General features: G+C 42.1%; 15 protein-coding genes. 11 read left to right on the top strand and 4 right to left on the bottom strand.

Annotated elements, in window-relative coordinates; translation table 11 throughout:
• Positions 1–48: 48 nt before the first annotated feature.
• Both AAEZ02_RS05900 and AAEZ02_RS05895 read left to right on the top strand, forming a co-directional pair.
• Complete coding sequence (locus AAEZ02_RS05900) at positions 49–801, top strand: ElyC/SanA/YdcF family protein (RefSeq protein ID WP_351122243.1); 753 nt, start codon at positions 49–51, stop codon at positions 799–801.
• Positions 802–899: 98 nt separating this feature from the next.
• Positions 900–1,580, top strand: a complete 681-nt coding sequence (locus AAEZ02_RS05895; protein WP_351122240.1) for a DUF2982 domain-containing protein — start codon at positions 900–902, stop codon at positions 1,578–1,580.
• A 288-nt stretch (positions 1,581–1,868) separates the two neighbouring features.
• On the opposite strand, the gene AAEZ02_RS05890 is transcribed toward AAEZ02_RS05895, so the two are convergent.
• The 3 genes from AAEZ02_RS05890 to galE all read right to left on the bottom strand — a co-directional run bounded on the left by AAEZ02_RS05890 (position 1,869) and on the right by galE (position 3,904).
• Positions 1,869–2,216, bottom strand: coding sequence for a bactofilin family protein (locus tag AAEZ02_RS05890; protein WP_101032238.1), 348 nt, complete (start codon positions 2,214–2,216; stop codon positions 1,869–1,871).
• Between the two features lie 111 nt (positions 2,217–2,327).
• The gene (napF, locus tag AAEZ02_RS05885) at positions 2,328–2,813 is read right to left on the bottom strand and encodes a ferredoxin-type protein NapF (RefSeq protein WP_351122237.1); all 486 of its coding nucleotides are present in this window, start codon (positions 2,811–2,813) and stop codon (positions 2,328–2,330) included.
• A gap of 68 nt (positions 2,814–2,881) precedes the next feature.
• Positions 2,882–3,904 carry a UDP-glucose 4-epimerase GalE gene (gene galE / locus AAEZ02_RS05880; RefSeq protein WP_124011852.1) on the bottom strand — a complete coding sequence of 341 codons (1,023 nt, stop codon included), beginning with the start codon at positions 3,902–3,904 and terminating at the stop codon, positions 2,882–2,884.
• Positions 3,905–4,215: 311 nt separating this feature from the next.
• Here galE and phhA point away from each other — a divergent pair, with 311 nt between their 5' ends.
• From phhA to ompW, 7 genes are all read left to right on the top strand, one after another.
• Entirely contained in the window at positions 4,216–5,013 is a 798-nt protein-coding gene (phhA, locus tag AAEZ02_RS05875; protein ID WP_124011851.1) for a phenylalanine 4-monooxygenase, read from the top strand.
• Positions 5,014–5,096: 83 nt separating this feature from the next.
• Positions 5,097–5,432, top strand: coding sequence for a 4a-hydroxytetrahydrobiopterin dehydratase (locus AAEZ02_RS05870; protein WP_124011850.1), 336 nt, complete (start codon positions 5,097–5,099; stop codon positions 5,430–5,432).
• A gap of 169 nt (positions 5,433–5,601) precedes the next feature.
• On the top strand, positions 5,602–7,140 hold the full coding sequence (tyrR, locus tag AAEZ02_RS05865) for a transcriptional regulator TyrR (protein ID WP_101032233.1): 1,539 nt from the start codon (positions 5,602–5,604) through the stop codon (positions 7,138–7,140).
• Between the two features lie 237 nt (positions 7,141–7,377).
• Positions 7,378–8,364 (top strand): fumarylacetoacetate hydrolase family protein, encoded by a 987-nt coding sequence (locus AAEZ02_RS05860; RefSeq protein ID WP_124011849.1) that lies wholly within the window; start codon positions 7,378–7,380, stop codon positions 8,362–8,364.
• Between the two features lie 90 nt (positions 8,365–8,454).
• The gene (maiA, locus tag AAEZ02_RS05855) at positions 8,455–9,105 is read left to right on the top strand and encodes a maleylacetoacetate isomerase (protein ID WP_351088475.1); all 651 of its coding nucleotides are present in this window, start codon (positions 8,455–8,457) and stop codon (positions 9,103–9,105) included.
• Positions 9,092–9,751, top strand: coding sequence for a nucleotidyltransferase family protein (locus AAEZ02_RS05850; RefSeq protein WP_124011847.1), 660 nt, complete (start codon positions 9,092–9,094; stop codon positions 9,749–9,751). Before maiA ends, AAEZ02_RS05850 begins: the two co-directional genes overlap by 14 nt.
• 310 nt (positions 9,752–10,061) lie before the next feature.
• Positions 10,062–10,709: an outer membrane protein OmpW gene (gene ompW / locus AAEZ02_RS05845; protein ID WP_101032229.1), complete on the top strand. Its 648-nt coding sequence runs from the start codon at positions 10,062–10,064 to the stop codon at positions 10,707–10,709.
• A gap of 131 nt (positions 10,710–10,840) precedes the next feature.
• Here ompW and AAEZ02_RS05840 read toward each other — a convergent pair whose 3' ends face one another.
• Positions 10,841–11,596 (bottom strand): SDR family NAD(P)-dependent oxidoreductase, encoded by a 756-nt coding sequence (locus AAEZ02_RS05840; RefSeq protein ID WP_101034702.1) that lies wholly within the window; start codon positions 11,594–11,596, stop codon positions 10,841–10,843.
• A 445-nt stretch (positions 11,597–12,041) separates the two neighbouring features.
• On the opposite strand from AAEZ02_RS05840, the gene metA reads away from it, so the two are divergent.
• Both metA and AAEZ02_RS05830 read left to right on the top strand, forming a co-directional pair.
• Positions 12,042–12,986 (top strand): homoserine O-acetyltransferase MetA, encoded by a 945-nt coding sequence (gene metA, locus AAEZ02_RS05835; protein ID WP_101032228.1) that lies wholly within the window; start codon positions 12,042–12,044, stop codon positions 12,984–12,986.
• A gap of 469 nt (positions 12,987–13,455) precedes the next feature.
• Positions 13,456–14,646: a thiolase family protein gene (locus AAEZ02_RS05830; RefSeq protein ID WP_124011846.1), complete on the top strand. Its 1,191-nt coding sequence runs from the start codon at positions 13,456–13,458 to the stop codon at positions 14,644–14,646.
• Positions 14,647–14,712: the final 66 nt, after the last annotated feature.

Below are 14,712 nucleotides of genomic sequence, written 5' to 3'. Positions count from 1 at the left end.
TGATAACGATAAACTAGCCACAGTGTTAATTGATCAAGTGATATACCGATGTTTTGGCTTAAAAAAATCTTATCGCAATTAGTGATGCCGATCCCCTTTAGCATAATGTTACTTGTTATTGCTGCCATCTTGTGGCGAACCCAACGGGCCATGCTACTGCGATTTGGCCGAGTCGCCTTGATCACCGCTATATTGGTGCTAGCATTAACAAGCCAATCGCAAGTGAGTTATTTTTTAGCGGATTCATTAGAATCACAGTATCAAGTTAATCATCAACCGATTACTGGCACTTGTGTTGTGATGGTATTGGGATCGGGTAATCGTGAGCAATATGGCCATACCGCAGTACAGCAACTATCGTCGACGGCACTGGCTCGATTAACCGAAGGCATTCGTCAGTTTGGTCTCGGTCAACATTGTACCTTAGTTGTCAGTGGTTGGAGTGGTGGAAACCAGTCGACAGCTCATGCGACGATTATGGCACAAGCCGCAGAAGAATTAGGGATCCCAACAGCCAATATAGTCGTATTTAATCAACCTAAAGATACCATTGAAGAAGCTTATGCACTTAAGAATATTGTTGGCTATAGACCGTTTAGGTTAGTGACGTCGGCTACGCACATGCCTAGATCTATGCAAATATTTACCTCACTGGATATGCAACCACAGCCGGCGGCCAGTGACTTTATTGCTAGGCAAAGTTATTGGTGGGGCTTAGGTGCAGATCAGTTATTAGCATCTCAGAAAGCTATCCATGAATATGTCGGCATGTTGTGGTTGCAGATCAAAGAGATAAGCTAATTCAAATAATTAAAAACTATTAGCCATAAAACCTATTAGTCATAAAACCTATTAGTCATAAAATAGACTTCTATCACAATTAGTTTAAAGGAGAAATCGTGGTCACTGACGAGTTATTAATCAGCCCTTTTATTAAACGTAATGGCATTACACTCACCGTTGTTGGGGCGGTGAGTTTAGTAACTAGCTTAATTATTTTTATCGGGTTTAAAGGCTTTTTTGTGCCCGGTATGCTGTGTTTTGCCTTAGGTTCAGTTGCGCTGGTTTTAGGTGTCTCCAAAGTGTACCAGCCAGCCGTCAGTTTTAAGCTAACCACAGCAGGCGTAGCATTTTTTAATCGCCGCGGACAAGTGTTTATTGAATGGCACAATATTCAACGGCTTGATAATGTGCGAGTAAATCAAAACATGGAGTTAATTGAACTGCCTTATATTGGCGTCAAGCTTAAACACATTAATCCCGTTTTAGATTGTATTTCACTGCGCTTGGCCACCGGATTACTGACCGAGCAGCGGCCACTATTAATGACAGCGGCCACCCAGGATGAAGACTTACAAAGTTTAGAAGGCTATTTAGGCGCTGAGTTCACTCCGTTAGTGGTTAACGGTGAACGTTATCGTGGGGTACTGGCTATGTTTGGCCATCGTTGTCAAACGTTGAATGAACAGTTGGGTTACCATGTGTATTTATCGATTGATAGTTTAGACCGAGACCCTAAAGAATTTGTGGCGTTGTTGCGTCAATGGCAACAACAAGCTCAAACCAGTGATGATGAATAGGCATTAGTTTGGGCGTTAAATGATGAACTGACGGATTTTTATCGAAAATATGTTATTGGTTTACAAGGGCAACTGACTAAGCTCACTTCATCAAACGAAGTCTATCGTGATGGTTAATATTGTGCCAGCTCATTAACGGGCAGGCAGCTTAACTATCGGTAATTCACCACATTATCGATGGCCTCTTTGGATAAACCATCGCAAGTTAGCTGACATAATATTGATAACCGTTGGCCCTATTATTGTGCAAGTTAAAGCGGCAGGTAAAATGCCTGCCGAAGCCACTCATTAGGCGGTTGTGAGAGGATCGCGGTGACGATAACCTAAAAACTGACCAACATCTAAAATTTCAATGTTTTCACAATATGCATCACCTTCAAAAATACCTTGATCATGAAGCGTTATTTTTTTACAGCGTGCCTTGCCAGTTAATTGCCCAGCAATCATCAACTCGCGACATAAGACATCACCATCGACGGTGCCGCTCGGTTCAATGGTCACATTGCCTTGTGCTTTGATATCGCCACTGACATGGCCCGCAATGAGCACATCACCGCTGAAAATGAGTTTACCGGTTAAATGGCATTCTTGGGCGATAAAGCTTAGTGAGTTAGCAGGTTTTTTTTGACCAAACATCTTAGTGCTCTTATGTCTACGTTGAGAGGGTAATATAGCGCTAAAGGCTAATGAACAAAACCAAAATCGCTGACCGAATACTTAATATCTTTCTACGCTTTGGGAGAAAAATTAGCTTGGGTGGCCGATAATTATCGCATCCGCAGGGCAAGGGGACACGCAAGCACCGCAACCGTTACAGGCGTCAGTATCTATAACGGGTTTAGGCACTTGTCCTACCGCCATGATAAAGCTAATTGCGCGCGGATCGCAGGCATCTTTACAGCTCTGGCACCAGACGCCTTCACAGGTTAAGCAATTCTCTTTTATGCTGGCGGTAATTGACCAAGGTAAGGATTGAGCGCGTTCAAACACTGGTTCTGGACATGCATCAACACATTTCTGGCAAAACGTGCATTCACCAAGGCTAAAATCTATTTCAGGAAAGCCACCATCGCCTTGTTTGATAATACTTGTTTCGCATGCGGTAATGCATTTATCGCAGCGGGTACAATTGTCGGTAAACAGTTGGTCTGTTTTTATCCAAGGCGGACGGATAACATTAGTTTTTCTGCGACTAAATAGATTCCGACGACTTTGATCGATGCTTTGACTCATTATTATCCCAATTAGACCGAAACGGACTTGCTGCAGCCAATATTAGCATTAGCTGCAGCAAAAAATTGTTAAGTGCTTGGCAATTTATAACCATCAGGATTAGTTGATTGCCACTTCCAACTGCTATTGGCCATGTCCTCTACTGAGTGGCTTGCACGCCAGTTAAGCTCTGTCGCGGCAAAACTAGGGTCTGCATAGCAGGCTGCAATATCACCTGGACGGCGAGGACTGATTTGATAAGCAATGGTTTTACCACAGGCTTTCTCAAACGCCTTGACCATGTCTAATACACTGTAGCCTATGCCTGTACCGAGATTATAAGTCACTAATCCAGGTTTGGTTTGCAGCTTTTTCAATGCTTGTAAGTGACCCATGGCTAAATCAACAACATGAATATAATCACGCACGCCTGTGCCATCTGGAGTATTGTAGTCATCGCCAAAGACGCTTAATTTTTCACGTTTACCAACAGCAACCTGGGCAATAAAGGGCATTAAGTTGTTAGGAATATCGTTAGGATCTTCACCAATCAGGCCACTTTCGTGAGCGCCAACAGGATTGAAGTAACGTAAACGGGCGATATTCCAACTGTTATCCGAGTTGTGTAAGTCAGCTAAAATATACTCAACCATTAATTTAGATTGGCCGTAAGGGTTGGTTGCGCCTGTTGGGAAGTCTTCTTTTATGGGCAGGCTAGCAGGGTCGCCGTAAACCGTGGCCGATGAGCTAAAGACTAAGTTCTTAACGTTATTTTCTGCCATCACTTGGCATAAGATGATGGTGCCAGTAACGTTATTTTCGTAATACTTCAACGGTTTTTCTACTGACTCACCGACGGCTTTTAATCCCGCAAAATGAATGACAGACTCAATACTGTGGTCAGTAAAAACTTTTTGCAGTAAGGCTTTGTTTAAAATATCACCTTGATAAAAAGTGACATCTTTACCCGTAATAGTATGAACACGGGCTAAGGCTTCAACACTTGAATTTGATAAATTATCAACAATAATTACTTCCTGTCCGGCATTTAATAGCTCTACTACTGTGTGAGTACCAATATAGCCAGCGCCACCGGTTACTAAAATTGCCATAGATAAATCGTCCTGTGAATAAATGAGTCAAGTTCAATGGTTATTGTAAATTATCACAGTTCAATAGCCATTTAAATTATAGCCGTCATGTTGAAATCATTACGGGTCGGCTTATAAACCGCATGACAGCTTGTTCCTATCAGTGTTGGATAATTAAGCAATCGTCATATAAAACACCCTTTAATCGTGCCTGTACCCATTTGTTTACATTTCAAGCAACATATCCCAGCGACAAAAAATGGTGAGGGAGTTAACAAAACGTTAACCATGGCACACTATGTAATAACTGAAGTTGACGTAAAGTGGAGCTTATGAGTACAGCAACAAAGTATATTGCACATCAACCTGATGCCCAGGGTTACATAGATTATTCAGAACATGAGAATCAATTATGGCAACAATTGTATCAACGCCAAGTGGCCAATATGCCGGGCAAAGCCTGTCATGCTTACCTACAAGGGTTAGATGCATTAGGCATGTCTATTGATCGTATTCCACAGTTACCTGAAATTGATAAAGTGTTAATAGACGCCACAGGCTGGAAAACGGCAGCCGTGCCCGCATTAATTCCATTTGGACGTTTCTTTGAATTATTGGCCAATAAAGAATTTCCGGTAGCAACGTTTATTCGTAGCAAAGAAGAGTTTGATTATTTACAAGAACCCGATATTTTTCATGAGATATTTGGTCATTGCCCATTATTAACCAACCCATCATTTGCTCATTTCTCGCATATGTATGGTCAATTAGGGCTTGCTGCGTCAAAAGAAGAAAGGGTCTTTTTAGCACGATTATATTGGTTCACTATTGAGTTTGGTTTGGTTCAAGCGAAAAATGAGCCTTTAGCCATCTATGGTGGCGGTATTTTAAGTTCACCAGGAGAAACCCTGTATGCGCTAAGTGATGCACCAGAACGTAAACCTTTTGATCTACTGGATGTATTACGCACACCCTATCGTATCGATATTATGCAGCCTATTTATTACGTGATTGAAAATATTGACTACCTTGATGAAGTTGCGCGTATGGATATTATGGCAATGGTAACCAAAGCGCGACAATTAGGCATGTTTGAGCCTAAGTTTGCCCCTAAAGTGAAAGCAAGCTAATGATTAACTGCAGCTGAGGTAAGCATCATTTGACTCGTCAGCCTGCAAGCAAGATAACCATTTAATTAAGTCAAGGAGTGTAAATGAACGCATTAACTGAGATGAAATGTGAAGCATGCCAAGCGGATGCACCTAAAGTGACCGATGCTGAATTAGCTGAGCTTATCGGTATGATCCCCGATTGGGGCGTGGAAGTTCGTGACGGTATTATGCAGCTGGAGCGGGTATATAAATTCAAAAACTTTAAATTGGCCATGGCTTTTACCAATAAATTGGCCGATTTAGCTGAGGCTGAATTTCACCACCCTGGGATCTTAACTGAATGGGGTAAAGTGACGGTGACCTGGTGGTCACATTCCATTAAAGGGCTCCATAAGAATGATTTTATTATGGCAGCCAAGAGCGACCAGTTGCTGTAGATTAATGACGATCACCATCGATTTCAGTATATTACGTTAACGTAATATGCTGAAATAATTGCTCTGTTACAATTCTGCTGTAAACTTCACTTGCCACCGAAGCCATATCCCTCTAACGTTATGCCAAATTTCCGAAACAAACCTTAAATAAATAGGGAATCGTTACATTATGCGTTTGGAAGTCAGCTGTATTGATCGCGTGGGTTTAGCGAAAGACATCCTCGTCGTGCTTGAAAATCACGGCATTAACTTAATGGCTATTGATGCCAGTAATCGGGGTTTCTTATTTCTGCAATTTGCTGAGATTAGTTTTGAAACACTGCGCGAGTTAATGCCGCAAATCCGCAAGGTTGAAAGTGTAAATGATGTTCGTACTGTGTCATTTATGCCATCAGAGCAAGAGCATTACGCTCTAAAAACCTTACTTAAAACCTTACCTGATTCAGTCTTTTCAACCGATGCTAAAGGTCGGATCCGCATTGCTAATGAGTCAGCGTTATTGACGCTCGGTATGGGTGAACATGAGGTAGTGGGTGAGTCACTTAATCATTGGGTACAAGGGTTTAACGTTGCCCGTTGGATGAGCGAAACGCCGGTATTGGCTCAGGCGACTCGGGTGCAAATTAATGGCAGTGAATATCTAGCCGAAATGCTGCCAATTTTCTTGCCTGATGATAATGACAAAACGATTTTAGCCGGTGCGGTTATCTCGCTGAAATCGCCAGCCCGAGTGGGTAAACAGTTTAATGCACTGCAAAATCAGACTACTGGGTTTGATAACGTATTAGCCGTTAGTGACAAAATGAAAGAGATACTCAAGCAAGCAAAACGGATGGCGCAACTAGATGCCCCCTTGCTGATCACCGGTGAAACCGGCACAGGTAAAGAGCTAATGGCTCGTGCTAGTCATGATGCTAGCATGCGCCGTGAACATCCTTTCATTGCCATTAATTGTGCCGCGCTGCCTGATAGCGTTGCAGAAGAAGAATTATTTGGCTTTGTCAGTAATGGCACTGTCGTTAAACGCGGTCTATTTGAAGAAGCCAAAGGCGGGACTGTGTTTCTTGATGAAATTGCTGAGATGTCCAAAGCGGCGCAAGTCAAATTACTGCGTTTATTGCAAGACGGAACCTTTAGGCGGATTGGCGGTGATGAAGAAGTGCGCGCTGATGTGCGGATTATCTGTTCAACCCAAAAACATTTAGCTGAACTTTGCCAAACCGGCGAATTTCGAGAAGATTTATATTATCGTATTCATGTACTCAGTTATCACATGCCATCACTGCGTGAGCGCCGTGTGGATGTGATCCCGTTAACTGAAATGTTTCTAGAACATTATAGTCAGCAGTTATCGAGTCCCTTAAGGCGTATTTCGGCAAGCTGTCGTGATTACCTGTTTACCTATGCGTGGCCGGGTAATGTACGTCAATTGAAAAATGCGATTTTTAGAGCGGTGTCGATGTGGGACGGTTCAACTGAATTGACGGTCGAGCAGCTTAAATTACCATCCTATGCTGAAGGCTTTGGTTACTTCGATGAGGAATTTGAAGGCACCCTAGACCAAGCCATGAAAGAATACGAAGCAGGTTTATTGCGTCGGTTATACCCTGCGTACCCAAGTACACGCCAATTAGCAAAAAAACTTGGGGTATCGCATACCGCCATTGCCAATAAATTACGCGATTACAGTATTAGTAAAAAAAAGTAATGTAACGATTTAATGCCAACTATTTTGATGGCATTTTAGTCACCTTAACGCTGTAAATCAGTGTTTTCGATTATTTTATATTAAAGTAACCAATAATTTACAAATATCCATTAATGCCAGCAAAATGTGATTTAGCATACGCTATAGGCTTTTTTGCTGTGATGGGTTATTTGTATGATCAAATTGAGCGTGTAGTGTGGATTATCCGCCACGTTCATCCAGTATTTAGGAGCCATAATGAAACTTGCAAGTTATCACAACGGACGTCGCGACGGCCAATTGATGTTAGTCAGTAGAGATTTAACCAAAGCGGTCGCTGTACCTGCTATTGCCCATACAATGCAGCAATTACTTGATGCTTGGGATTTATTGTATCCACAATTAAATGAACTTTATGAAGCGCTTAACGATGGCCAAATGGACAATGCAGCCGATTTTGATGAAGCACGTTGTTTATCTCCGTTACCTCGTGCATACCAGTGGGCCGATGGTAGTGCCTATGTGAATCACGTTGAACTGGTGCGTAAAGCACGTGGCGCTGAAATGCCAGCATCATTTTGGACGGATCCTTTAGTCTATCAGGGCGGTTCAGACTGTTTCATTGCCCCTAAAGCCAATATCGAAGTGACAAGTGAAGAGTATGGAATTGATTTTGAATCAGAAATCGCCATCATTACCGATGATGTTGCCATGGGTGTTAGCAGCGAAAATGCCACTAAACACATCAAATTATTGATGTTAGTCAACGACGTATCACTGCGCAACTTGATCCCCGGCGAGTTAGGTAAAGGGTTTGGTTTTTTCCAATCTAAGCCATCAAGTGCATTTTCGCCTATTGCTATTACCCCAGATGAATTAGCTGATAAATGGCAAGACAGTAAAGTACATTTACCATTGGTCACCCACTTAAATGGTGAATTGTTTGGCCGCCCCAATGCGGGTGTTGATATGACCTTTAACTTTAGTCAGTTAGTGGAACACGTGGCTAAAACGCGTCCATTAGGTAGCGGGGCTATTATTGGTTCTGGCACCATTTCAAATTATGATCGCAGTGCGGGTTCAAGCTGTTTGGCGGAAAAGCGTATGCTTGAAATTATTGCCGATGGTAAAGCATCAACATCCTTTATGCACTTTGGCGACAGCGTTCGTATTGAAATGTTTGATGACAACGGTGTGAGTATTTTTGGCTCTATTGATCAAAAAGTGGTTGAGTACAAAGCCTAAGATTATTGCAGTGATATAAATCGACATAAAAAGGCAATAGCGATAAATCGTTATTGCCTTTTTTAATCATAAAACAACAGGGATATTGACATGAAACTCTACGGCTATTGGCGTTCAAGTGCGGCTTATCGGGTGCGGATTGCGTTAAATTTAAAACAGTTAACGGCAGAGCATATTTCGGTGCATTTAGTGAATAATGGCGGTGAACAAAACTCTGCAATATATCATCAACTCAATCCGCAGCATTTAGTGCCGGTATTGGTTGATAACGGTGAGCAAGGTGAACTGACATTGTCACAATCACTGGCCATTATCGAGTTTCTTGAAGACAAGTATCCGCAACATCACTTGCTTCCAACCAATATTGAAGATCGTGCCATTGTGCGCAGTATGGCCCAAGCGATTGCATGTGAAATTCACCCTTTAGATAACTTGCGAGTATTACAATATTTAGTCAATGAAATGGGTGTGTCAGAAGCCGATAAAATGCGCTGGTATCATCATTGGATCCACCTTGGTTTTACTGCGTTAGAAGTACAACTAAGTCACCACTGCGGACGTTTCTGTTTTGGTGATAAGCCTTCACTGGCCGATATTTGTCTGATCCCACAAGTATATAATGCCAAGCGCTTTAATCTTGACCTTGCAGCATATCCAAATATTGTCAGCATTTGGGATGAGTGCCAACAATTAGCGGCCTTTGCTGATGCAGCACCAGAGCAACAGCATGATGCCAGCTAGTCAGCGAACGTTACATCCATTGAAGCCTGATGACTTAGCTGGGCAGTTATCGACATGGTTGCAAGATGATGCTCAGCGTCTGCATGCCTTGCACATTTGCCGTGCGGTGTTACAACCACTTTATATTACAGATTGGTATATCGCTGCAGGCTTTGTGCGTAATTTGGTATGGGATAAATTACACAAGTTTAAGCCGCAGCCGTTAAATGATATTGATGTTATATATTGGTGTGATATCAATGTGTCAGTGGAGCGAGACCGCGCCATTGAAGCCGAACTTAGGCAGCGAGCAGATTTACCCTGGTCAGTTAAAAATCAAGCCAGAATGCATGTTAAACATGGCGATCCTGCTTATTCCTCGTGCCTTGACGCCATGTCTTATTGGCCTGAAAAACAAACTGCTGTGGGTGTTAAGTTAGTCAATGTTAATGTCGATAACTCCACAGCGTTAACCCTAAGCTCGCCTTCTATTTCAATCAATGAGCATGAGATAAGCGTGGATGCTGTTTTTGGATTAGAAGGTCTTTTTGCTCTCACGTTATGTGCCAACCCCAAGCGTGATATTAGTGTTTTTGAATCCAGACTAGTTCAAAAAAACTGGCTAACCCAATACCCTAAGTTAACGAAGCTCAACGAGGGGAAATAGCTGTTAGAGACCATTTAATATCACGATCTGAGCTTAACGATTAAGTTATCTTCAGTCACGGCTATTTATCACTCAACACCCCCGTTCTTGCCTCGCACTTTTCCTTAATATGAGATTCAGATGCAGATCCACTTTGTGAAACTTGTGATCCAAATCAAGTATATTTGAACAAAGCACTACCACTTTAGAGGTATTCTGTTTTAACTGATCTAGATCAATGTTATTCATCAATGACTTAGGTAGGTTGACTGCGAATGTTGAGGATGCAATTGATTTGCATCCGGTTGTCATTACCAAGGAGTGTTAAAAAATGAATAAGAAAATTACCCTAAGTTTAGTTGCCGTTTCTTTATTAACTGCTGGTTTATCATTTGGCGCCGCAGCCCATCAAGCCGGTGACATTATTGTTCGGGCTGGTGTGGCGATGGTAGCCCCTAATGAGTCGAGCCCTGTAGTGGCCAATATTGCTGAATTTGGCGTTGATAGTGATGTGCAGTTAGGGCTAAATTTTGGTTATATGTTAACTGATAATGTTGGTATTGAATTATTGGCCGCATCGCCTTTTAGCCACGATGTGTCACTGGGCGAATTAGGTAAAATAGCTGACTCTAAGCAATTGCCTCCGACACTGGTAGCACAATATTACTTTGGTGATCCACAATCGGCTTTGCGTCCTTATATTGGTTTAGGGGTTAACTTTACTAATTTCTATGACAATGAATTTACTCAAGAAGCGAAAGATCTTGGTTTAAATAATTTAAGTTTATCTAACTCTTGGGGCTTGGCAGGTCAAGTTGGACTTGATTATCAAATTGACAAAAGATGGTTAGTTAATGCGTCCGTGTGGTATGCACAAATCTCAACCGACGTGAGCTTTGATTTAGGCGCGGATCATGTGGTAGTGGAGACCGATATTGATCCATGGGTTTATATGATAAGTGTGGGTTATACTTATTAAGCGACAGTAATAAATAAGCAAGAATAAGCAAAAATAAAGCAAAATAAGTGTAGCTAAAGTAAGTTAAGTGAAGCTAAAGTAAGAGTATAAAAAAACAGGAACTAATATGTTCCTGTTTTTATTGGTATGAATTACTTGGTTTTTTTACGCGGTTTCCAATGACGGGTATTATAAATATATTCAGGTAATAATCGATTCATCCACGCAACAACACGCCAACGTTTAGTGACATATACTCGCCGTTTACCTTTTTTAAGGGCGGTTAATATTTGTTTGGCAACCTTGTCTATCGGCGACAATAAAAATGCAGTGTTGAGTAACATAGCCTTGTCAAATAACCCTAATTGAATATCGCTGATGGTAATGGGCAATTTCAATCGTTGCGCATGCATGCACAAACCTTGTAGATAATTAACCGCAAACGCTTTAGATGCATGGTAAGCCACATTTGGTCCACCGCGCTGGCCGGCAATAGAGTTAATAGCGGCGAGTTGACCATAACCTTGTTGGCACATTAATTTAAAAATACAGTTACTGATGGCGGCAAATCCTCTGACATTCACATCAATAATATGTTGTTCAATCGGCCAAGGTAGCGTGGCATCGTAGTGATTCACACCCGTATTCACTATCACTAGATGAGCGCCATTGTGTTGCTCCCATGCCGTGGTGAGCTGCTCAATTAACCGTTCAGGTTGGCCAATACTTAAAGGGTATACAGTCACTTCCCCAGGTAAGGTTTGGCAAAATTCAGTTAGCTGATCAGCTTCTGGTACAAAAAGTACTAGGGATACGTTTTGTTCAGATAGCTGCCGTGCAAGCGCTTGGCTTAATTGCGAACTGGCACCAATAATCATTGCTGTCGCGGTAGACGTCGTTGTCAACATAGTAAACATCATCGTAATATGGTGCCTTATAATAGGAATATCAGTTATTGATAACAAGCAGGAAAATTTTTCGACTAAGACGTGTAGACTTCTAGACATCCTTGTGTATGATAAAAGCTGTTAACCGTGAGCGCTTGGTACTCACGGCCATGATAGGGTAGTCGAGCATGCTACAAGCCTTATAGACAGGTAGATCATTATTTTTTTAACATAATGTGACGATGATAATGCAGATGTTTGGGCGGTTTTTTAGGCAAAAATTTATATCGGTTTTGTGATCTCAATCGGTAATAAATGCAGGGTTAAATACGTTAATTATGTCTGCACATTCTATGTAAGTCGGTTAAGCGACGATATGATCGTTACGACAAGCTCATTGTTAAGTAAGATGCTTATGGTTACAAACGCAAGATAATTTGTTTAATCCACACAAAAGGTAACAAGTATGCCGGTTCGAATTCCAGATAACCTGCCAGCGGCAAGTATTTTAGAGTCAGAAAATATCTTTGTGATGTCAGAAACCCGTGCAGCCAATCAGGACATTCGTCCAATGCGGGTATTAATCTTGAATTTAATGCCTAATAAAATCGAAACAGAAACCCAACTATTACGTTTACTGGGTAACACACCATTGCAGGTTGGGGTTGATTTATTACGCATTCATGATAAAGAATCGAAGCACACTTCAGTGGACCACATGAATACTTTTTATCGTGATTTTGAAGACATCAGACATAACAATTACGATGGCTTGATTATTACGGGCGCGCCGCTAGGGCAAATTGATTTTAAAGATGTTGAATATTGGGACCATATTCGCGAGATTATTGATTGGTCTCAACAACATGTGACATCAGTATTATTTCTGTGTTGGGCTGCTCATGCTGGTTTTTATCATCTATATGATTTGCACCGTCGGTTATTAGCGAACAAACGTACAGGGGTATTTAATCATCGCCGAACCAGCGACCCGCATCCATTATTACGTGGTTTTGATGATGAATTTTTTGCGCCGCATTCACGATTTGCTGAAATGGACATCGAACAAGTTCGCCAACATCCTGATTTAGAAGTGTTGGCAGAATCTGATGAAGCTGGGGCCTATATTGTGCTCAGTCGCGATAACCATAATGTGTTTGTTATGGGCCATCCTGAGTATCAAAAAGACACGTTAAACGAAGAATATGTCCGCGATGTGGGCCAGGGACTTAACCCTGATATTCCCAAAAATTATTACCGTCAAGATGATCCCAATCAAGATCCTATTGTCCGTTGGCATAGCCATGGCAGTTTATTAGTCAGTAATTGGCTTAACTATTACGTTTATCAGTTAACGCCTTATGATTTATCAGACATGAATGCCAAAACGCCATGGGAAAATAAAAAATAACCTAGTGATATATTGATCAACTAACTAACCAATTTACTTAACCTTAACTCGGGTTTGAAGATGGGGTTACTTACATTGGGGCTATTACGCGATAACGTGTAGTAGCCTTTTGTTTCTCTGACATTCAGATAATTGTGACTCGAGTGAATGTCGATTTTGGCTGAAGTTCGATGACTAAAAGCCTACCGAGCTCCATTTCTTCCGGTAGACTTACCTTATAGATATACCTCATAGACTAAAGTTTAATTCAGTTATCCTCAGTAACACCTATAGCTAATAACGCTATTACAAACAGTTAATTAGTTATCAATTCCGATCTGTTTTTATCAAGTGTAAATCTTCAATGACAACTCAGTGAGATTAACATCACAGTTTAGACCATTTTTTACTTGCTTTACGTTCGCGTCAACGTCAGAGTGATATTCATATTATTGATGTTAATTTTTACGCGCAGTAAATTGGAGTGGTTATGAGTACAGAGCAAACAGGTCAAGATATCGTTATTGTTGCTGCGAAGCGTACACCAATGGGTGGGTTTCAAGGGGCGTTATCTGAAGTGGCATCTCCGGTATTAGCTGCTACCGCGATTAAAGGCTTATTAGCCCAAACGGGTGTGAGTGACAATAGCGTCGACGAAGTATTAATGGGTTGTGTATTACCAGCAGGTCTTGGACAGGCGCCCGCTCGCCAAGCCACTCTGGGGGCTGGTTTACCTTTTAGCGTAGGCGCAACTACGGTCAATAAAGTCTGTGGTTCAGGCATGAAAGCGGTCATGTTAGCCCACGATTTAATTAAAGCGGGTAGCAATAATGTGGTTATTGCGGGAGGCATGGAAAACATGAGCCAGGCACCATACTTACTCGACAAAGCGCGCAGTGGGATGCGTATGGGCCACGGTAAAGTCATCGACCACATGTTTTTAGACGGTCTTGAAGATGCTTACACTGGCGGCGCTATGGGCACGTTTGCGCAAAAAACGGCCGACGACTTTGGCTTAACTCGCCAACAAATGGACGCGTTTGCCTTGGCTTCACTAGAAAAAGCCAATCGTGCGATTCAGTCAGGCGCATTTAAAGACGAAGTGGTACCCGTTCATATCAGCACTCGCCGCGGCGATGTCACCGTTGATACTGACGAGCAGCCCGGTAACGCGCGGCCAGAAAAAATCCCAACACTGCGTGCCGCTTTTACCAAAGACGGCACCATCACCGCAGCCAATTCAAGTTCAATATCAGATGGCGCAGCAGCATTAATGTTGATGACCCGAGACAAAGCACAACAACTTGGCTTAAACGTATTAGCCACCATCAAAGGCCACACCACTCATTCACAAGAACCATCAATGTTTACCACCGCACCTGTAGGCGCGATGCAAAAATTGTTCGAAAAAGTGCAGTGGAATAAAGGCGATGTCGATTTATATGAAATCAACGAAGCTTTTGCCATGGTGAGCATGTTAGCGATTTCAGAACTAGGCTTAGATGCCAACAAAGTCAACGTTAATGGCGGTGCCTGTGCGTTAGGCCATCCTATTGGTTGTTCTGGTGCGCGTTTATTAGTCACACTGATTTATGCCTTAAAAGCTCGTGGCTTAAAACGTGGTGTGGCATCGTTATGCATTGGTGGCGGTGAAGCCACCGCCATGGCTATAGAAGTGTAAAAATCAACATTAGCTAAGCTCAACAAGGCATTAGTTCAACAACACTACCGCACAGGTAGAAGCAAA

Origin of the sequence: Shewanella sp. T24-MNA-CIBAN-0130 (assembly GCF_040310185.1) — a bacterium.
Taxonomy (GTDB): Bacteria; Pseudomonadota; Gammaproteobacteria; order Enterobacterales; family Shewanellaceae; genus Shewanella; species Shewanella psychromarinicola.
This window is presented reverse-complemented; position numbering and strand designations above follow the sequence as displayed.